Here is a 21263-nt window from a genome sequence, read left to right on the forward strand (position 1 = left end):
CACTACTCCTTTATTTTTTCATTAATTTTTGTATCGTTACAAGCACTTCATCTATAACCTCTGTATCCCCTTCATTCAGGCGTTCAACCACACAATTCCTTAGATGCCCTTCCAGTAAGATCTTGGCCACACTATTCATCGCGCTTTGTGTAGCTGCTATTTGGGTGATCACATCATCACAGTACGTATCTTTTTCAATAAGACCCTTTATACCGCGAATTTGACCCTCAATTCGATTTAACCGGGTCGTTAAATTCTTTTTTACTGCTTCTGAGTGATGACTCTTTCGGCCGTGGGAAGAGGTCGTACAGCAATCTTCTTCATTCATCATTTCTTGCCCACTCATCATTTCATCCATTAACCATCCCTCCTCGAAAATTAATATACCATACCCTACTACCCTATGCAAAGAATAAGATTTATGTTCCTTTTTATTACTATTCGTTTATTATCATTTTCTATTCTTAAGCTAAGAAACGCACATTTTGTGAGTTAATCAATCCAAATCCTTGCCTGCCAAGAGCCTATTTGCTGTATACAGGCAGTTTATTAAACACAAAAAACATTGGCGAACCTGTGTCCTCAGCATGACTGTAGATGTCATTTGCGATAATCCTTCCGAATTAACAGGCAAGCCACTGGTCCCCACTGAAATATGCGGTGCAAAGGCTTGAAAGGGAACGGATTATTATGAGATGAAGGTCGAATAAACTGTCTGAACGGTCGAATTACTGGCGATGTAGGTCGAATATATCTCTGAACGGTCGAATTATTGGCGATGTAGGTCCAATAAATCTCTGAACGGTCGAATTACTGGCGATGTAGGTCGAATATATCTCTGAACGGTCGAATTATTGGCGATGTAGGTCCAATAAATCTCTGAACGGTCGAATTATTGGCGATGTAGGTCGAATATATCTCTGAACGGTCGAATAACTGCCTCGACGGTCGAATAACATGCTCCTGCTGAAAGGAACTGCGACTTTTCAAAGAAAAAAGTGCAGGCAACCTCTTTTTTCTACGAGTTTGCCTGCGGGCTTTTAATTTTTATTTAATTTTAGATTCCAAATGTGATTATCACAGTTCTTTTGAAATATTATTATCCCTTTTCTTTTTCACTAAAAGAATGATGGCAATGATAAAGGCTGCAACGCTATATACCCAGGTAAACATAAAGGCAAGGCCCAATCCGATATTTGCGTCCATATAATCGTTTTTCACATGATCTATGGCTAAATATAAAAGCGGTGCAGCTCCAATGATGAACAGGATGACCCAGAGAACATTCCTTTTCGGATTCTTGGTCGATAAAATAATAATGATGAAGGATAGCAAGAGAAACGCTTCTGAAGCTATCGTCATCGTTACCAGATTGCTCATAATAATTCACTCCTAATCGTGGCTGCATAAATGGAATATATTTATGTTCCCTTATAACTATGCTACTTTTCGTTTCTATATTATTATCTTAAAAAAACCTGAATACCTCCAACAGGAATGAAGGATCCAGGTTTCATGTTAATTTTTCTTGGATAATTGCAAGGCATTCTTGATGCTTTTTAGTGATTTTGAGCTTCCATACATCAAGACACCACCCCGATAGATTTTTGCTCCGATTATTCCAAGTAAAACAATCGTTAAGATCAAGACTGCAATGCTGATGGCGATTTCCCAAAATGGAACTTCAAGCATCCCTACACGCAAGAACATGATCATTGGCGTGAAAAATGGAATGAATGATGTGATCGTAATATAACTGGCTGAAGGATTCCCCAGTCCAAACATCGCAATCATGAAGGCGATGACAACTAACATGGTCATCGGTGAAATCATTTGCTGGACATCTTCAATTTTGCTGACAACGGACCCAAGGCATGCCGCAAGAGTCGCGTACAGAAAATAACCAAGTAAAGCGAAGATGATTGCATAAATGATCGTTGAGATATCGGTGCTGCCGAAACCGAAAAATGAAAAGAATCCTTCATCCATACCTGTCAAGTTTTGTTTAATCGAGAAATAGCCCACTCCAAAAAATAAGATCATTTGAGTAAGACTAAGCAATGCAACACCCATTATTTTGGCAAACATCTGTGTGACTGGAGGGACACTTGAAATCAGGATTTCCATGACTCGTGAAGTTTTTTCAGTAGCCACTTCCATTGCAATCATCGTTGCATACATCAACACACCGAAGTAAATCACGAATAAGAGAACATACACGAGACCTCGTGCCTGATTGAGATCCTCTTCCGTTTTTGCATTTTTCTGAAGCGCAATCGTATCAAATGCTGGCGGCGTATTCAATTGAGCGATTTGCTGCTCTGTCAAATTCAATTCCTTCGCGGTTATTTGCCCCTTCAATTGGGTTAGCGCTAAAAGCAAATCATTACTTACCGCAGAATCAGAAATTTGATTCGCTTTATATGTTCCCTTGAAGCCGAGAGTTTCATCCTTTTCGATTAACAAATACCCTACGATTTCTTCCGCACTGACCATTCCCTCCGCTTCCTTTTCATCTTGGGCGGATATTATCGATAGGTCATCGTTCACACCTGCTACCGCTTTTTTATAGGGATCAAATAAGCTGCCTTCGGTCTGATCGATGACGGCAACCTTTTCCTGTTCATCACTGTCGAATTTATCAATAAGGTTCGAAAGATTCGAAAGAACGAGAATCAGTGCCATCATAATGATTGTAGATATGATAAAGGATTTCGTTTTTAATTTTGAGAGATATGTATGGGAAAGGACAATCCAAAAGTTATTCATAGACGGCACCTACTTTTTCAATAAATATATCCGTCAGCGATGGTTCTTCCAATTCGAACTTCCTGACGAAACCTCTTGGAACAAGATCACGAATCATATTCTCAGCCACATCTTCACCTGTGACTTGAAGAATTTTCCCTTCCATCGTGTTCTTGACTTTTGTTACGCCTGAATAAGTATCCAAGAAAGATAGATCAAAATCAGCTTTAATTGAGACATTCTTTTTACCAAAAGAACGCTTGATTTCTTTTAATTTTCCTGCCACAACAGGGGAACCTTTATGCATGATGCAAAGATGCTCACACATCTCCTCGACATGCTCCATGCGATGGCTCGAGAAAACGATCGTCGTGCCGCTGTCCCTTAAGTCAATGACAGCTTTCTTCAGTATTTCCACATTCACCGGATCCAGTCCGCTGAAGGGTTCGTCCAGGATAAGCAATTCAGGTTTATGGATCATGGAAGCGATAAGCTGGATTTTTTGCTGATTTCCCTTTGATAGCTCTTCAACTCGCTTATCAATATACTCGGGTACCATAAAGCGGTCTAGCCAATACTCTAACTCTTTCAAAGCATCCTTTTTGTTCATCCCTCTTAATCTAGCCAAATACACAATTTGATCGCGCACCTTAAGTTTTGGATATAGTCCGCGCTCCTCAGGAAGATAGCCAATCAATGAACTCGTCGTATAATCGATTTTCTTACCATCCCAGATCACTTCCCCTTCAGTGGGGTCAAGCAGGCCGAGTATCATCCGGAACGTGGTCGTTTTCCCTGCTCCGTTCCCGCCTAAAAAGCCGAACATTTCTTTTTCAGGGATAGTTAAATCAAGCTTGTTGACCGCTGTGAATTCCCCAAATTTTTTCGTAACTTCTTTAATTTGTAAAACCAATGCGAAACCTCCTAAAATATGATTCTTATTATATGTTAACGGAAAGGTTTTCCAATTTCAACTATCACCCAGGACTAAATAACTCTTTTTCTTCTTCGATTATATGCAAATCCCCAGAAAAAATTAACGTTTCACGTGCCCTTTACCCTAACACGGGCATGTTACTAAACTGAAAGCCCTTTTTTGAAAACGAGGCAATAAAAAATAGGTTGGGTAGCGTAAAGATACCCAACCTATATAAGTTATAGATTGCTCGCTTTAAAGGACACATTTCACAATTGTCGCCAATGAATCTAACTTATTTTACAATCGTTACTTTTACATTTCTTTTTTCAAGTAATTTTCTTGATGCTTCATCTATTTCTCTATCCGTAATGACCTCATCCACTTCACTAGTCGGTACGATTAAAGAAAACGCCTTTATTCCAAACTTTGAGGAATCCACCATCAGGATCACTGCATCCGACCTTTCGATCATTTTCTTTTTTAATAAAGCCTGCCCTTCATTAGAATCACTGAGTCCTTCTTCTAAGTGAATCCCCTTGCAAGACAAAAACGTTTTGTTGACATGATACATCGTTAATGATTTCTCTGCTATCGGACCGACAAATGATAAAGACGTTGACAGCAATCTTCCCCCGGTTGAAATAACCTCTATTTTTTCTTTTTTACTCAATTCCATGACCACTTTGGTGGAATTGGTTATAACCGTTAACGGTATGTTTGGTAAGGCTTTTGACATATACCAGGCAGTTGTACTTGCATCTAAAATAATCCTGTCACCTTCCACTATCCGCTTTGCCGCTTCATATGCTATCACTTTTTTTTCGTTGGCATTTGTTATCACTCTTTCAGAAAAATGGATTTCCGAATCATCTTCTTGCAAGCTAACGGCACCGCCGTGGCTGCGTTTTAGTTTTGTTTCTTTCTCAAGCTTTTCGAGATCACGTCGGATTGTTTCCTCTGTTACTGAAAAGAGTTCACTTAATTCTGTAACACGAATACTCGAACGTTCATTTACGAGTTCGACAATTTTTTGGTGTCTTTGAGCTACAAGCATACCAACTTTCTCCTATCTATATAATCTTTGTTTACTTTTGTTTGTTTTTGTATTGTAACATATATAAAGCCCCCTATATAAATAGAGAGCTTTGGAACTGCCTTTTTTCATTGATATCGTTATTTGGCAATTAGCTTAAAACCTTCAATAATTTCTTCGATATCTTCATCACTAATATCGATTACTTTGCCAATACTTTTAGCGTACACCAATGCTTTTGCACTATATTCAGCTACTTCTAGCCTATCAAATACACTCAGTAAACTTTTTCCTGAGACAACTGCATACCCATTTTCAATTAATAGGACAGGATTATCCTCTGCTAGTTTCTCTGCAATCATTCTATTATGATCTTCTCCCATTCCAAAAGGCACTTTATCTATATCCCGAAGAACAATGTAGGCCTCTGGAATTATATGTGTATTATATTTAACATCTGTCACTGCATAGGCCATTAAAAATCTTGGGTTGGCAATGATTACGGATGTAAGCTCCGGGTTTAACTCATATATTTTTTGATGAAGCTCAAAAAACTCACATGGTTCCTTCCCAGCTTCACTAAACTCCTGATGAATCAGAACCAATTCATCTTCCTTAATATATTTACGGTCCTGTTGAGAAGGCGTGATTAAAATAGATCCATCTTTAAGGCGTGTTGATAAGCTGCCTGAGATACTTGTAAAAAGCTGACGATCGTATAACCGTTCCAATAACCTGATCATTTCTTGACGGCAAGAAACCTCTTCGACGGAATGATGATTCATTTCTATCTGTGTTAATTTATCCGCTTTATATAAATCTATTTCTTGTAAATTTTGTTCGGTCAGTTCAGATGGTTCCCCTATATTCCTTGCATTTATTTCCATACAAGCAGTATCTTCAAGGGTTTCAAACAACATAAAGGCATCAAATATAGTGGGTTTCCCTACCACAATACCATGATTCTCCAATATGACCGCATCCCCTCCTTTTGCAAATTCAGCCGAAATATTTTCCTTTAATTTGTCGCTTCCAGGGATCGCATAGGGTGCAACCTGAAGGGAATCTGCTACACTCTTATATGCATGTAAAAGCAACTTTGGGTTTGGTCCTTTACGAGCCATACTGAAGGAAACCAATGCTGGGGGATGTGCATGTACGACAGCTTTTATATCAGGCCTTGCTTCATAAATTCCTTGATGAAAAGGAAGCTCTACCGATGGTTTATGTTTCCCTATGAATGTACCGTCCTTTTTGACGCACATGATATCATCCATGGTTAATGCTCCTTTATCAATGCCCGATGGCGTAATCCAAAGGTCACCATTTTCATCTAGAATTGAAAGGTTTCCTCCTGAAATTGTTGTCATGCCATATTTATAGACACGTTCCATGATCATAACAATTTGTTCGGCTGGATGCAGATTTTCATTCATACTTTATCACTCCTATTATTTACATTCTTCTTTCATGGAAATTGCTTGTTTGAATTTTTCAATCAGGGATGATTCATTTTTTTCTTTTGGCTCATATTTTTTTATAAGGAACGAGTGTTGTATTAACTGACGTGCCGTTTGTAAATCGCTTATTTCATTGTCTGAGATCATTTGAACTAGAATATTCCCAATCGCTGTAGCCTCTGTTGGTCCAGCGTATATGGTTTTCCCGCTAAGGTCTGCCGTAAGTTGATTAACGAATTCATTTTTCGCCCCTCCTCCGACAATATGAAGTTGCTCGATTCTTTTCCCGGTTATCTCTTCTATTTGCCGAATGGAAATCGCATAAATAATAGACATATTTGTAAATATACAGTTCGCTAATTCCCCCACTGTATGTGGAATCTCCTGATTCGTCTCCCGACAATACTGCTGAATTTCTTGAATCATATTTTCTGGATTTAAAAATCGTTTATCATTAAAGTTGATGAACTGTCTGCACTCATTTATTTTCTCTGCCTCATATACAAACTGCTCGAAGTTATAGTCTTCCTTTAAATGTCTTCTGACTTCTTGAATAACCCACATGCCAATGATATTTTTCAGAAAGCGGTAGGTTCCGTATGCACCCCATTCATTTGTATAATTATTTTTAAGGGCTAACTCATTCACTATCGGTTTATCGCTTTCAATCCCAAGTAACGACCACGTTCCGCTACTAATATAGGCCCATTTCTCGCCATTACCAGGTGAACCAACTATGGCGGAAGCAGTATCATGTGAAGCAACGATAATCACTTCTGTATCGGGAAGATCAAAAGTAGAAAAACGTTCTTTCATCAGTTTCCCTAATCGTTCTCCCGGGTTAGCAAAAGGCGGGAATTGATCTTTTGACAATGCAATCAGGTTAAGTAACTCTTCATCAAAGTTCTTCGTGTTTATATTCAATAATTGCATTGAAGAAGCACTTGTAACTTCTGTGACCTTTTTCCCCGTTAGGCAGTAACCTAAATAATCTGGCACAGTCATGACATTTCTAGTGACTTTCAGGTTCTTAATATCTTCTTCGTACAATTGGTATAACGTGTTAAATGATAAGAATTGAATCCCCGTTTTTTGATAAATGATTTCTTTAGGTAGTGTTCTTGTGACCTTTTCGATTGTATTTTCGGTGCGCTTATCACGATAAGAGATAACTTCTTGCACTCTGTGTCCATCATCATCCAACAATACGTAATCCGTTCCCCACGTATCAATTCCAAGTGTACAGTGGTCGTATCCAAGCTTTTTTGCTGACTCTAACCCCTTTAAGATTTCATTCAATAAATGATCAATATCCCAAAAACATGTTTCATTTTGGGTGGTGAAACCATTCGCAAATCGATGGATTTCTTCAATTACTAATTTCCCGTTCTCCATTTTCCCTAAGACCAGCCGGCCACTTGAAGCACCAATATCCACCGCAATATGTATCATTAGTCCACACTCCTCAATTTCTTTAAACCATGCATGATGGAAATATGATCACGGCCAAAGTAGTCATGCAGTTCTAAATAATAAGCATAAAGTTGTTGATAAATACTTACATTTTCTTTAACCGGTATAAAAGTATCTTCTTTTACTTTTGCCATTTTAGAGGATGCCTCCTCTATGGAATCATACCCACCATTTATACGGCCGGCAGCCGTGGCAGCGTATATGGCTGCTCCTAATGCAACCACTTGTTCCCCATCCGCGATTTTAATTTCACGATTTAAAATATCGGCATATATCTGCATTAATAGTTTATTTTTTTGAGGTAATCCGCCACAGGCAAACAAATCGTTTATCTCTATACCGTCATTTTCAAAGGTTTCAAGGATCTTCCTTGTTCCAAAAGCTGTTGATTCTAAAAGCGCACGGTATATTTCTTCCGGCTTCGTAGAAAGAGTAATCCCTGCAATCACACCTGACAAGTTCGCATCTACAAGGACTGTTCGGTTGCCATTCCACCAATCTAACGCCACCAACCCAGATTGACCAGGCATTAAGCAGGAAGCCTTTTTTTCCAGTAAGCCATGAAGATTAACACCTTCTTGCTCAGCTTCTTTCTTTACATACTCAGGAGCAGTTTGCTCAATAAACCATGCAAACGAATCGCCAACAGCCACCTGTCCCGTTTCATAACTGAATGATCCCGGAATTATTCCATCCTCCACTACTCCACAAATACCTTCAACTGTTTGTTTTTTCTCAGAAATTAACATATGGCAAGTAGAGGTTCCCATCGTCATCACAAATTGGCCTGAATGGACAGCTCCTACAGCTGGAACACCTGCATGGGCATCGATTATGGATACAGAAACAGCCGTACCAGGTTTCAACCCCATCTTCTTAGCCATCCCTTCTGTTAAACCACCCGACCGCCCAGCGATGGGTAACACTTCACCACGCATTTTTGTTTCCAGTATATTCAGAAGCCGTTCATCAATAGCCGCTAAAAAAGCAGGGTCTGGATATCCATCTTTTTTATCCCAAAATGCTTTATAACCGCTCATATTACTGCTGCGTACCAGCTCATTCGTCAGACGGAAGGTAATCCAATCTCCGGCTTCCATAAATAGATCCGTTTCTTCATAGATATCAGGTGATTCACGCAACACTTGTAATATCTTGGGGAACATCCATTCAGAAGAAATTTTCCCGCCATATCGTTGCAGGAATGGTTGATTCGTTGCCTGTGCAATGCGTGTAATATCATCCGCTTCTTTTTGTGCGGCATGATGCTTCCATAATTTGACCCAACTGTGAGGGTCCCTTTTCCATTTCTCATCAAAACAAAGGGGATTTCCCTTCTTATCAATAGGCAAAATGGTACATGAGGTAAAATCGATTCCAATTCCTATCACATCATTCGCATCTACTCCACTTAACCGAATCACTTCAGGAACAGAAGTGTATAAAACGTCCAAATAATCACCTGGATGCTGGAGAGCCCAATCTTTTTCAAGTTTCCGTCCGTCTGGAAGCCTATTAGCCATTACTCCATGACGATAAGATGTAACATGTGTAGCCATTTCATTTCCGTTCGTTATATCTACTAACAGCACTCTTCCTGATTCAGTGCCAAAATCAATTCCAATTGTATATTTCTCATTCATCCCTTCAACATCTCCTAACATGCAAGTCACTCAATGATTTTTAATAAAAAGTCCCCTCTAGATAGTGGAGAGGGGACTTTTAGGTCTATCTAACCTTAAAAATTAAAATCAGCTGCATTGTCTTTCGTAAAATCTGTCGGTGGTCCCATGATGATTGTTTTTCCATCCTCCCACACGTCAATTTCTCCTACATTTTCAACTTTCAAACCATCTTCTGGTTTCTCCCCTTCAGCTAGACGTTTGGCGAGGGCAACAGTTAAATAACCTAGTTTGTCTGGCTCCCAAAGAATGGCTACATCTAGAGATCCATCATTTAAGTATGGTGAAGAGTCTTTCGGTAAAGCAGTTCCAACAACTGTAATATCATCTTGCAGTTCTTTTTCCTGAACAGCTTGGGCTGCCCCAAGAGGTGCCGGAGTAGAAAAAGCCATGATTCCTTTTAATTCAGGATTTGATTTTATTAAATCCAGTGTTTTTTGGTATGCCACCTGTTGTTTTTCATCTGTCGCGATTTTATCCGATACTAATTCAATACCTGGATAATTCTCTTCCAGTTCTTTTTTTGCTGCATCAATCCAGGTGTTTAAGTTAGCAGCTGATAGCCCTCCAGTTAATATAGCGATTTGCCCTTTTTCAACACCCATTTGTTTTACGAGGGATTTAGCGATATGGCGACCGTATGCTTCATCGTCTATTTGGTGGACGGATAATTCTACAAGGGATTGATCAGCTGGTGTATCCCAATCCATTACAATTATTCCTTCATCCTTCGCCTTTTGAAGGACTGGTGAGAGTGATGCAGCGTCATTTGGTGCTACGGCGATTACATCCACATCTTGACTAATTAAGTCTTCAATGACTTTTACTTGCTGTGCAGCATCCGGTTCGGTAGGTCCTGTGTAAATGGTTTCCACTCCAAGATCTTTACCTGCTTGAATCGCTCCTTTTTCAGAAGCATTGAAATATGGTATCCCCATTAATTTTGGAACTACGGCAATTTTCAACTTCTCATTACCACTTCCACCACTTGTTTCTTTTTCACTGTTCCCCGATGCCCCTTCTTGTGATACACAGCCTGTTAACAGTCCCCCAGCTAAAATAGCTGTTGCTAAGATCCCCGTCATTTTCTTCATAATGATCCCCCTTGAATTTTTTTCTTATTTTTTTCTAAAGTATTTTCAGAGATTACATGGTCCTGTAAATTACGCTACAGAGTTTGAAGGTACATTCTTTTGACTTTTTTCATCTACTTTCGTTTTCACGAAGTTTATGACCAATACCGTGATCAAAATAACCCCCATCATTACAGTCACAATCGATCGTGGTACACCCATTAAGTTCAATCCACTTGATAACATTTGGAAAATGACCACTGCGTAAACAGTGCCGATAACTTTGCCATAACCACCTTGAATTTCCGTTCCGCCAAGCACGGCTGCCGCTACACTTTGTAATAAATAAGAAGATCCCAGATCCACTTTTGCAGTATTATAACGGGATGTCATAATAATAGAAGCAATTGTGGCAAGAAGGGCCGCATATAAGTAAACCCTCATTAATACCTTGCTATTATTTACCCCTGAAAATAATGTGGCGATCGGATTGCTACCCACCATATAAACACTTCTGCCCCATTTGGTTTTTGACAGCAATATAGCTGTTAATATTGCAAATAGTACAAAAATAATGATGGAAAGAGGAACGATCCCCATATAGTAACCGTTTCCAATTAGGCTATAACCCTCACTGAATCCTGAAATTGAATTTCCTTTCGTAATGCTTAAGATCAAACCTTCAAAAAGCACCATCGTTCCGAGTGTTACCAGTATAGGCGAAACACCGATTTTTGAGATGAGTACGCCGTTAATCAATCCGCAGCTCAGCCCGACTAGTATACCGATTAAGGTTGCGCCGAGCATTGGGTATCCGCTGCTTGCCATAAGTGCGATTGTCACGCCAGACAAGGCAGCTGTATACGTAATCGATAGGTCAATCCCTCCAGTTACAATCACTACCATCATTGCTAAAGCGATTAAGCCAAACTCCGGGAGCTGGAACATCATATTGGTTAAATTATTTGAAGAAAAGAAACCAGGTATTGAAAAACTCATTAACACAAACAAGCCTGCTGTAATGACACCTAAAGTATTTTCTTTTGATATTGAGAGCCGTTTCATTTTTTCACCTCTTTCTTACGCTTCCACTTCAATTTTTGCTAACTTATCTTTTGAGCGCTTATATTGAATGTGATCGTATGACACAGCCAGTAATATAATCAATCCAGTGAATACTTTTTGCCAGAAGGTATCAATTTTTGCCAAGATAAGACCATTTTGTACAATGCCTAGCAGAAGAACGCCCAAAACCGTTCCCAAAATGGTACCGCGCCCCCCCATGATGTTCGCACCGCCCAAAACAACGGCTGCTATGACCATCAACTCCAGACCTAGCATTCCATTAGGATCCACAGCCTTTGTATATGATGTTTGAGCAATGGCTGCTATTCCTGCAAGAAACCCCATATAGGAGAAAACAAATATCTGAACTTTGTCAAAATTTATCCCAACCCGAATGGCTGAATCTTTATTACCGCCAATCGCCAATACTTCGCGACCGATTAATGTGTATTTCAAAATATACCAAGTAAACAGAGCTACGGCGATAAAAATTAGAATGATGATAGATATACCAAACAGCTCAAAACTAGCAAACTTGATGAATACGGTTGGAAAACTGCTGCTGTTCAAATACTGTCCATTCGTAATGTACAACACGAGCCCATTAATGATACTCATCATTCCAAGTGTCACGACAATAGCTGGAATTTGAACCTTTGCAACAAGCAGTCCATTCAGTGCACCTAAACAAACCCCAAGAAATGGCCCAATCAAAAAGAGTAATAGTATAGAGATGGGATGATCAGGCATTAGCATCATTACTTTTCCAACGATGACACAGACAGCGCTTGTAACAGCGGCGACCGATACGTCAATCCCTCCAGTGATGATTACAAGTGTCATACCGACAGCCAGAATTCCAAGTACAGCATTCCCTTTTAGTACATCCAGCAAATTGTCTACGGTTAAAAAATACGGGCTTAAGAATGTCAATGTAATACATAGAAGCAAAACAATCATTGCGATGCTGATTTCCTTCGACTTCAAAATGGCGTTCATGCACGTACCTCCTCTTTTAGCGCCAGGCCTTTTTTGGAAGGAGATTGAGAACCAAGCAGAGCATAATTCATGATATTTTCCTGTGTCGCTTCTTCTATACCAAGTTCTCCGGCTATTCTTCCTTGTCTCATGACCAAAATTCGATCACTGACAGCAAGTACTTCTGGTAGCTCTGAAGAAATCACAATAATGCCCATTCCTTCAGCAGCCAGTTCCCTCATTAACTTATGAATCTCTGACTTCGCCCCAATATCAATCCCATTCGTCGGTTCGTCAATAATTAGGATTTGTGGTTTAGTAGAAAGCCACTTGCCGATCACGACTTTCTGTTGATTTCCACCTGACAGGTCACCAGCTGCTCTTTTAGGCAAAGCCGGTCTAACATCTAGCGTTTTCATATAATGATCGGCCAGCTTAACTTCTTCCTTTCGCTTAATCAATTTGAATTTATTTCTCAATTGTTTCAAAACAGGTAATGAAATATTATTGATTATGGACTGGCGAAGGATGAGTCCTTGCGTTTTTCTACTTTCTGGAATATATGCAATCCCTTGTTTGACAGCATGTTCAGAAGACTTGATTTTAGTAGAAACCCCATTTATTTTCATACTTCCATCGTAGGGCCTGTTGACCCCAAATATCGCCTGTGCAAGCTCTGTTCTTCCTGATCCGACAAGTCCTGTAATTCCAAGGACTTCTCCAGCTTTCAATTCAAAGGAAATATCCTTAAAGTTACCTTCTTTTGATAAACCATTCAGTTCCAAAAGAGTTTTTCCCGTTTTTCCTTTTACCATATTCTTTTTATATAAAATCTGACGTCCCACCATTAGAGTGATTAATTTATCTTCATCAAGTTCTTCAGTTTCATAAGTGCCTACATATTTCCCATCGCGCAATATTGTAAATCGATCGGAAACGGTAAATAACTCTTTTAACTTGTGGCTGACAAAGATTATGGAAATTCCGCGATCCTTTAATTTTTGTATAACTTTATAAAGCTTTTCAACTTCCCCTGCGGATAGGGATGAAGTCGGTTCGTCCATTACAATCAACTTGGAATCAAAAGCTAGAGCTCTGGCGATTTCAATCAGCTGCTGTTGAGCAATGCTTAATTTTTCAACGGGTGTATGTACATCAATCTCAAATTCTAGTTCTTTAAGTGCCCGTTTTGCTGTATCCTCCATCTCCTTCCATCTAATCTTTTTCCATGGTTTTTTGTCACTATCCCGGCCAATATAGATATTTTCAGCTACAGATAGGTTAGAAAATAAACTTAAATCCTGATAAATGATTGAAATACCTTTAAGCGTTGCATCAATCGGTTTTTGAATTTCGGCTTCTCTTCCTTCAAAGTAAAACTTGGCGCCTGGGTCCGGCCGATAAATGCCAGCTAATATTTTAATGAGCGTTGATTTCCCAGCCCCATTCTCACCTATTAACGCATGAACTTCTCCTTTTTTCACTTCAAGCTGAACGCTATCCAGTGCTCTTACACCTGGGAAGGTTTTACTGACATTCGTCATTTGCAATAAGAAATCAGACATGTTTCTCTCCTTTCCAACCTTAATCAGTCATAAATTTGATTCAACTTTTGTTTTTTTCCATAGTAATGAATGTTATTGGTTTCACAAAAATGTTCCACTTCTGCTAGCCTCGGTACACCATCTTGGGCCCCTATTTTCGTTACCTTCATCGCCGCTACAATTGAAGCAAACTCGGCTGCTGATTCAATCGTCTCCCCATCAGCAATGGCACAGGCAAGAGCACCTGCGAACGAGTCTCCTGCCCCCACTGTATCAACAGCTTTTACAGCAATGGGCTCGATAAAGTTTGTTTCACCGTTTTGATAAACCAATGCTCCTTTGTGGCCCAACTTAATAATGCTATTCTCCACGCCAAAATGATTCTTAAAGTAAACACCCGCTTGGCATGCACTTTCCTTCGAGTTGACGTCGATCCCAGTCAACACTTTTGTTTCCTGCCAATTCGGCGTAATCAAATTGGCATACGTCAGTGCTTCAGTCGTTACTCCTTCTGCCGGAGCAGGGTCCAGGATAATAAACATATTTTTTTCTTTAGCCCTTTTCATGGCTTGTAGAACAGCTTCATCAGGAATTTCCATCTGTACAAGTAAAACAGCATAGTCATCACTGATGGTGGAAAAACAAATGTCAATATCACTTCTTTTCAAATGTTCATTGGCCCCTTTAATGACAAGCATGGTGTTTTCTGCGGTAGCATCTACTGTAATGACTGCGCATCCAGTTGGATGTTCTGTAACATGTTTCAAGGAGGATATGTTCACTTTATTTTGAAGAAGAGAACGTTCTATTTCATGCCCGAATGAGTCCTCGCCAACCGCACCGATTAGTTTTACTGGTTTTCCAAGTTTAGCGCACGTCGTTGCTTGATTTGCGCCTTTTCCACCACTTAATAGTTTCATATTTTTTCCGAAGATCGTTTCCCCATGGGCTGGATACTGATTAGTGATTGCGACAATATCCATATTAATACTCCCTACCACTACAATCCCTTTCATGCACAACCCTCGTTTTTCATTTTCATTTGCTCTAAGAATGCCCGGAGTTGGCCAACGGCATCTTCCAGTAATACATCGTTTTTAAATAAACAGGACGTACCACAAACCAACATGTCGGCTCCATTTTTCAATACACCCGGAATGGTTTCGAACCCAATGTTTCCATCTACCTGAATATCAATTTGGTAGCCTTCCGATTGAATTAATTCTTTTATCTTTTTTATTTTCTTATACATAAGCGGTACAAAAGACTGCCCGGCAAAACCAGGGTTCACCGTCATTACCGTTACATAATCGATTACATCCAATACATGTTCAAGCTCTGTGATAGGGGTTGATGGATTTAAGGCTACCCCTGCCTTAATCCCATCATTCTTCAGCTTTTGTAATGATCTCTGTAAATGGGCAGTTGCCTCTGCATGTATGGAAATCATATCTGCCCCCGACTGAATGAAAAGATCTAAATGGTCTTCCGGTCTTTCAACCATTAAGTGAATATCAAATGGTTTATCCGAGAATTGCCTAATGCGTTTAATTAGATCCGGGCCCATTGTAAAATTAGGAACAAACGATCCATCCATTATATCTAGATGAAAGAAATCAACACCTGCACGGTCTAATCTCATTACTGATTCTTGTAAATTCCCCATATCTGCACACATAAGTGAGGGTCCAATTAAGGTCATATAAACACTCCCGTTCCATTTCGTCTTTATCGAGAAAGCGCTTTCTTTGTTGATACTTTCACTATAAAGGGAATTAGCATAAGCTGGTAGGTGATAAAATTCGGGTAGGGGGGATTTTCTTCGGGACATTTTCAATGTAGACATAAAAAAAAGCTCCAGAATGGAAGCTTCTACATTTTGACAGAAAACTCATGAGTATCTCGATATTGAGACGGCAGTTGTCCTGTCCATTGCTTAAACAGCCGACTAAAATATTTGGTATCTTGATAGCCTACTTTTGAAGCAATATCGTAAATCTTTAAATCTGTATGACTTAATAATTCCTTGGCCACTTTTAACCTTTCATTTGTTACATAGTCAAGCACGGTTTCACCTGTCTGATTTTTAAAATACTCACAAAAATAGGTTGAATTTAAATGGACATGATTAGCAATTTTTTTTATTGTGACGTTGTCGCCTAAATGTTTTAGAATCCATTCTTTTGCCTGGCGTATGGGATCTGTTTGGTCATTTTGAAATGCTGCTTGCTTTTTTAACATATTCATGACCCAGCGCTCCGTCTCCTTTTTTAGATGATTAAAATGAGAAGAATTCTTGGCAATGCTAAATGCTTCCTCAAGTAATAGCGGAAGCTCTTTAAAACCTTCACTTTTAATCCATCTATTAATAATTCTAATAGACAAATAACGAACCGATTCTTGTATTATGAAAGGGGAAGTAACATCTTTCAATTCGTTAAAAAATTGCCTGAGAGAACGTATGGCAGCTTCTTCCCCATGCTCCATCGCCTCCACTGTCTCTTCTGCCCATTTATAGATGGATGGCGGTACTTCGATCACTTTATCATAGGATACATGTTTAAGCATTTCAGTTTTGAAAATTTTATTGCCTCCTTGAATCATTCGATATTGCAAGGTAGATCGTAATTCATCTTTCATATTTACTAAAAGGGTAAGGTCATTAAACTCATTCCCAAGGGCAATAGAAATCGTAAAAGGGGTTTGCCGTTGGACAGTTGTCTTTAATGTTATACACAATTGCTCCAAAGCTGTATGGGGAGTATTCTTAATCAATAACCAACTCGCATGTAGACTATCTTTCCACATCCAATGAGTTGAATGATCATCTAGTAAGTCTTTTATAAGTTTTTTTATTACTCCATTCCATCTCCCCCAATCTTCTGGTGAAAAACTTTGGGTTTTGGCAAATGTATGATCGATTCCAATATGGATCAGGGAATAGCTTCCTTCTGGAAATTGCCGCGTCCATTCAAGTAATGATAAGTCCATTGCATCTTTCCACGTTATTTCCATTAGCAGTTGAAGTTGCTTTTCATGGGTTAATATCAAGGCTCTTTCTTCTATTTCTCCTATCTTTTCCCTTTCCTTTCGCTCCTCAATTACTTTTTCCTGCACAATCTTCAACTGCAGTTTAAACTTTTCTCGATCAATCGGTTTCAATATATAATCGACAGCGCCTTCCCTTAGGGCAGTCTGTACATAGAGAAAATCATCATACCCGCTTATAATGAATGGAAATAGCGTTGGTTTAGTTTTTTTCAAATGTTGAATTAACGTTAACCCGTCCATGATTGGCATCTGTACATCTGTTATTAATACATCAACTTCTTCTATTTGATTGATAATTGCATCGTAGGCCTCTTGGCCATCGGAGTAAACACCAACAACCTGCCACTCTTCCCCACAAGATTGTACTAGTCTTTCTATGCCTCTTCTTATCCTTGGTTCATCATCTACAATGACCGTCCTGACCCTTTGTATCATCTCTGTTTTTCTCCTCTCCTTGAACATACATGCTTACTTGTTGGGCATTTATTTTAGGAAGTCGTATAACCACACTCGTTCCCTTTCCGTATTTGCTATTAATTTGAAGGTTATATTGTTCCCCGAACATCATGCCAATTCTTGCATTTACATTGATAATCCCAAAGCCAGAGTCTCGTTTCATCATTGGATCTAAACGTAACTTTTCATTTAATTCTAATAATTTGCTTTCTGTTATCCCTGGTCCGTTATCACTGACTATCAGCAAAAGATCTTCCTCACCTGTCTGAGTTTCCTCTTCAGAAATATGTATTTGAATGTCTATTTCCTTTCTCTTTTCCAATCCATATTTAATGGAATTTTCAACGATTGGCTGTAAAACAAACTTGGGTATATAATAATCAACCACATCAGTCCCTTTTTCTATCATAAAATGCAAACGATCTTCAAAACGGAATTGTTGGATGCTTAAATAATCTTCAATGTGCTGAACCTCACTGTTTATAGGAACCAAGCTTTCTTTATTACTGATTGAAAAGCGCATCATTCTACCAAGCAGTGTCACCATCTTCACGACTTCATCGCTCTCTCCTTCCTCCACAGCCATACCTATGGTTTCCAGCGTATTATACATAAAGTGAGGATTTATTTGAGATTGAAGGGCGTATAATTCAGCTGTTTTTTTTCGCAGTTCAATGTGATAGTTTTTTTGAATCAGTTCTCTTATCTCTGCAAGCATTGACCGAAAACTGTTCGCGAGCATCCCGACTTCATCCTTGGAATGTATGGGTATATCTACTAATAAATCACCTTTTTCCACCCGCTTCATGATATCGCCTAATTCGTTTAGTGGACGTGTAACGGTCCAGGCAAAAAAGATAGAGATCAATGTAGTAATGAGTGTGAACAGGATAAAAACGAAAATTGTCACATTTCGGATAACATCCGTTTTTTCCGTCATATTTTTGATTGGCATGCTGTGAACGAGTACCCATGGCAGCTCATTTGATTCACTTATACTGATTAAATTCCGTTTTCCATCTATTTCTGTACGAAAACTACCATTCAGTAATGGGAAATCATGTATTCCTTTTTCCACAGAACCAATTTTTGAATGATCCTTATGATAAATGATCTTCCCTCGCTTATTCATGATCCACATCGTAACATTCTCTTCCTTTTGCAAATCCCGTAGTGATTGCTCAAAAAAGGCTACATCGATGGCTATATAGAGCGTTCCTAAATTTTTTCTATTATCGAAATCAGTAATTGGTTTGACCAGCATGAAATAGGAGGGATCCCCTTCAAACGTTAAATTAGTCTGGTTAGGAAGGAGCAACTGCATCTCGCCTATCAGTCCTAGGTCATCTGCATATGGCAAGGACCCATCTTCAAATCCAAAACTGTCATAATGCAGACTTGTACTTGCAAATGTACGATTCTTGGAAACTAGAAACGCCCCCAAAATATGAGATGAATTGTTATTTAAATAGGTCCTTGTCAAATAACTCTTCATGATATATTCATCGTGTAGCAAAACCGATTTTTTTTTTGGTTGGCTGTCTCTTAAAATAGCCATAACATCACCGGAATTATAAATTAAATCAGGTAAGGTCTCTAGTTTTTGAATGTCATTTTCAATGTTGCCATTAACCTGTTTGACAAGACGGGGAATATATTCGCCTACTTCTTCTTCTATTGATTTTGTGTATTGCCAATATGCAATGAACCCAAGGAAGGCCATTGGTAGAACCGTTAATAATGTATAGGTTGTAACTAGTTTTGTTGTTAAACGCAAGTTTTTTATCTGGATGGGCTTTTTCCCTTTAAAAATCATACTGGTTCACATTTCCCTTTGTAAAATCGATGGGCTCTCCCATAATGACCATATCACCGTTGAATTTAATCCTGCCTATGTTCTTAATGTTCTGTCCTTCATAAGGAAATTCATCATTCGATAGGTTTTTTGCTAGGCTAACAGTCAAGTAACCCAACTTTTGTGGACTCCATAACGTAATGGTCTGGGCAGCCCCTTCCTGTAAATACTCATTCATTAAATTAGGAGTCGATGTACCGACTACGGCAACCTCGCCGATTTTCCCTGCATCTTTCACAGCCTGAGCCGCAGCAGGAGGGTTAACCGTTGAAATACCAATAATTCCTTTTAGGTCCGGGTATTTTTTAAATAAATTTTGTGTTACTTTATACGCTTTATGAATATCTTCGTTTGTATATTCCACTTCAACTAGTCTCATAGTTGGATAATATTCTTTTTGTTGGATTTGAATCCAATCAATCCATGTATTAAGATTGGCAGCGGTAGGAGATCCCGTCATAATCGCAAACTCCCCTTTTTCCTCCATTTCAATAGCGAGAGTATCCATTACATGCCTGCCGATTATCTCAGGATCTATCATGTTCACAAAAAAGCTTCTGTATGTTGCATTAGTATCAGAATCCCAGGTGATCACCTTGATTCCTTTACGCTTTGCTTTTTGAAGCACCGTACCTAACTTATATGGATCATTTGCAGATACGGCAATTACGTCCACTTTTTTTTCAATTAATTTTGTTATAATCTCTTCCTGCTTTTCAGAGCTGGGGGTAGGTGGGCCTGTATATATGACCTTAACACCTAAGTCTTTTCCCGCCTCCAACGCCCCCTCCTCTACCGCTTTAAAATAAGGAATACCGTCAATTTTAGGTATAACAGCTATCGTATACGAATCTTTTTTATTCTCGACAGGTTTTGTAGTGACGTCGACACTTTCTTCATCATTGTAAATAATCTCGTATTCTGAAGAATGATTACAGCCGCTTAGTATAAATAAAAACAAAATAAAAAAGATGGGCATCCTTAACATGATTAGCTACCTTCTTTCTTAAATTCTAAACATTAGCACGTATCATGGATATTGTAATAAGGAATGACTTAAGAAATGCTTTTCTCCTCGGGTTACATTCACCGTTCTTTCTAAGAAAACGGTTTCATAAATGATAAATCTTACCTAGAGTATGACCTTACTTTCTTTATTAAAATAGGAAATCTTTAAATACTTTCAGATTTCCCTACCATTTATTTTCCATCCATGAGCTTCTCTGTTATGTTCAACTACTAACTTACACGAAAAGCGGAATGGAAACTGGAAAAATCATATTTTAGCATCAAGAGTGAACGCCTTTATCATTCTCTTCTATATGTTTTAAAAATACCTCCATTGTACATTTGAACCTCATCACTTTTTCTTTGTATTAATGATTTTTACTGTTTTTGAAAGGTTTGTCAATTCAATTTTACAAATATTTTTAAAATTCAAATAATATTTTCATATAGTTTCGCTTGCTCATTGTATTTCATTTTTAGTTGTATTGAAAAACTACAAAGCAGTCTATCATTACCTTTTCTATATCCTTTTATCATAGTGCTTTTATTATTTTAAACTGTAGATTGATACCTTCAATTCCACATCCTCCCCCTTTTTGAAAAAGTTACCTTAACGATTCTTCCTCAATCCTCAGTCTCATTTTCAACTGATTAAACAATATGGTGCACGAGACTCTCATTCCGGAATTTTACATTTCGAGTACAAATTGACTAGCTTTCATGTTTTATTAACGTGCAATCAAAAAAAATAAAATATACCCATAGAAAGACCTGTGTCATAGATCGTTATAGGTATATTTTATAAAGGAATTACCTTTCTAATTAGTTTTCCTTTTAACTATATTAATTTTGTAATTTATAACAAAACTTTTTTACTTTTTCTCCATCCCTTTGTAATACTCCGTAAATTCCAGATCA

General features: G+C 38.6%; 17 protein-coding genes. All 17 read right to left on the reverse strand.

Annotation, left to right across the window (positions count from 1 at the left end; genetic code table 11):
• Positions 1-10: 10 nt before the first annotated feature.
• Positions 11-349 carry a metal-sensitive transcriptional regulator gene (locus MPH60_RS11955; RefSeq protein ID WP_272492778.1) on the reverse strand — a complete coding sequence of 113 codons (339 nt, stop codon included), beginning with the start codon at positions 347-349 and terminating at the stop codon, positions 11-13.
• A 728-nt stretch (positions 350-1077) separates the two neighbouring features.
• A complete protein-coding gene (locus MPH60_RS11960; protein ID WP_241588886.1) occupies positions 1078-1380 on the reverse strand; it encodes a hypothetical protein in 303 nt (100 codons plus the stop codon).
• A gap of 138 nt (positions 1381-1518) precedes the next feature.
• On the reverse strand, positions 1519-2769 hold the full coding sequence (locus MPH60_RS11965; RefSeq protein WP_241588887.1) for an ABC transporter permease: 1251 nt from the start codon (positions 2767-2769) through the stop codon (positions 1519-1521).
• Positions 2762-3661, reverse strand: a complete 900-nt coding sequence (locus tag MPH60_RS11970) for an ABC transporter ATP-binding protein (protein ID WP_241588888.1) — start codon at positions 3659-3661, stop codon at positions 2762-2764. The genes MPH60_RS11965 and MPH60_RS11970 overlap by 8 nt, the downstream gene beginning before the upstream one ends.
• Before the next feature lie 298 nt (positions 3662-3959).
• Positions 3960-4721, reverse strand: coding sequence for a DeoR/GlpR family DNA-binding transcription regulator (locus MPH60_RS11975; protein WP_241588889.1), 762 nt, complete (start codon positions 4719-4721; stop codon positions 3960-3962).
• 119 nt (positions 4722-4840) lie between these two features.
• Positions 4841-6136 (reverse strand): class II aldolase/adducin family protein, encoded by a 1296-nt coding sequence (locus tag MPH60_RS11980; protein WP_241588890.1) that lies wholly within the window; start codon positions 6134-6136, stop codon positions 4841-4843.
• Between the two features lie 15 nt (positions 6137-6151).
• Positions 6152-7612 (reverse strand): rhamnulokinase, encoded by a 1461-nt coding sequence (gene rhaB, locus MPH60_RS11985; protein WP_241588892.1) that lies wholly within the window; start codon positions 7610-7612, stop codon positions 6152-6154.
• On the reverse strand, positions 7612-9276 hold the full coding sequence (locus tag MPH60_RS11990; RefSeq protein ID WP_241588893.1) for a ribulokinase: 1665 nt from the start codon (positions 9274-9276) through the stop codon (positions 7612-7614). Before MPH60_RS11990 ends, rhaB begins: the two co-directional genes overlap by 1 nt.
• A gap of 95 nt (positions 9277-9371) precedes the next feature.
• Positions 9372-10409, reverse strand: coding sequence for an autoinducer 2 ABC transporter substrate-binding protein (locus tag MPH60_RS11995; protein ID WP_241588894.1), 1038 nt, complete (start codon positions 10407-10409; stop codon positions 9372-9374).
• Positions 10410-10478: 69 nt separating this feature from the next.
• Positions 10479-11453, reverse strand: a complete 975-nt coding sequence (locus tag MPH60_RS12000; protein ID WP_241588895.1) for an ABC transporter permease — start codon at positions 11451-11453, stop codon at positions 10479-10481.
• A gap of 15 nt (positions 11454-11468) precedes the next feature.
• On the reverse strand, positions 11469-12452 hold the full coding sequence (locus MPH60_RS12005) for an ABC transporter permease (RefSeq protein WP_241588896.1): 984 nt from the start codon (positions 12450-12452) through the stop codon (positions 11469-11471).
• Positions 12449-13996 (reverse strand): sugar ABC transporter ATP-binding protein, encoded by a 1548-nt coding sequence (locus MPH60_RS12010; protein WP_241588897.1) that lies wholly within the window; start codon positions 13994-13996, stop codon positions 12449-12451. Before MPH60_RS12010 ends, MPH60_RS12005 begins: the two co-directional genes overlap by 4 nt.
• A 23-nt stretch (positions 13997-14019) precedes the next feature.
• Entirely contained in the window at positions 14020-14991 is a 972-nt protein-coding gene (rbsK, locus tag MPH60_RS12015) for a ribokinase (protein WP_241588898.1), read from the reverse strand.
• Positions 14988-15677 carry a ribulose-phosphate 3-epimerase gene (gene rpe, locus MPH60_RS12020; protein ID WP_241588899.1) on the reverse strand — a complete coding sequence of 230 codons (690 nt, stop codon included), beginning with the start codon at positions 15675-15677 and terminating at the stop codon, positions 14988-14990. The genes rbsK and rpe overlap by 4 nt, the downstream gene beginning before the upstream one ends.
• 170 nt (positions 15678-15847) lie before the next feature.
• On the reverse strand, positions 15848-17461 hold the full coding sequence (locus tag MPH60_RS12025; RefSeq protein WP_241588900.1) for a response regulator: 1614 nt from the start codon (positions 17459-17461) through the stop codon (positions 15848-15850).
• Entirely contained in the window at positions 17427-19298 is a 1872-nt protein-coding gene (locus MPH60_RS12030; protein ID WP_241588902.1) for a cache domain-containing sensor histidine kinase, read from the reverse strand. The genes MPH60_RS12025 and MPH60_RS12030 overlap by 35 nt, the downstream gene beginning before the upstream one ends.
• Positions 19288-20325 (reverse strand): autoinducer 2 ABC transporter substrate-binding protein, encoded by a 1038-nt coding sequence (locus MPH60_RS12035; RefSeq protein ID WP_241588903.1) that lies wholly within the window; start codon positions 20323-20325, stop codon positions 19288-19290. The genes MPH60_RS12030 and MPH60_RS12035 overlap by 11 nt, the downstream gene beginning before the upstream one ends.
• Positions 20326-21263 lie beyond the last annotated feature (938 nt).

The sequence above is a fragment of the Peribacillus sp. Aquil_B1 genome, from assembly GCF_022603275.1.
GTDB lineage: Bacteria > Bacillota > Bacilli > Bacillales > DSM-1321 > Peribacillus.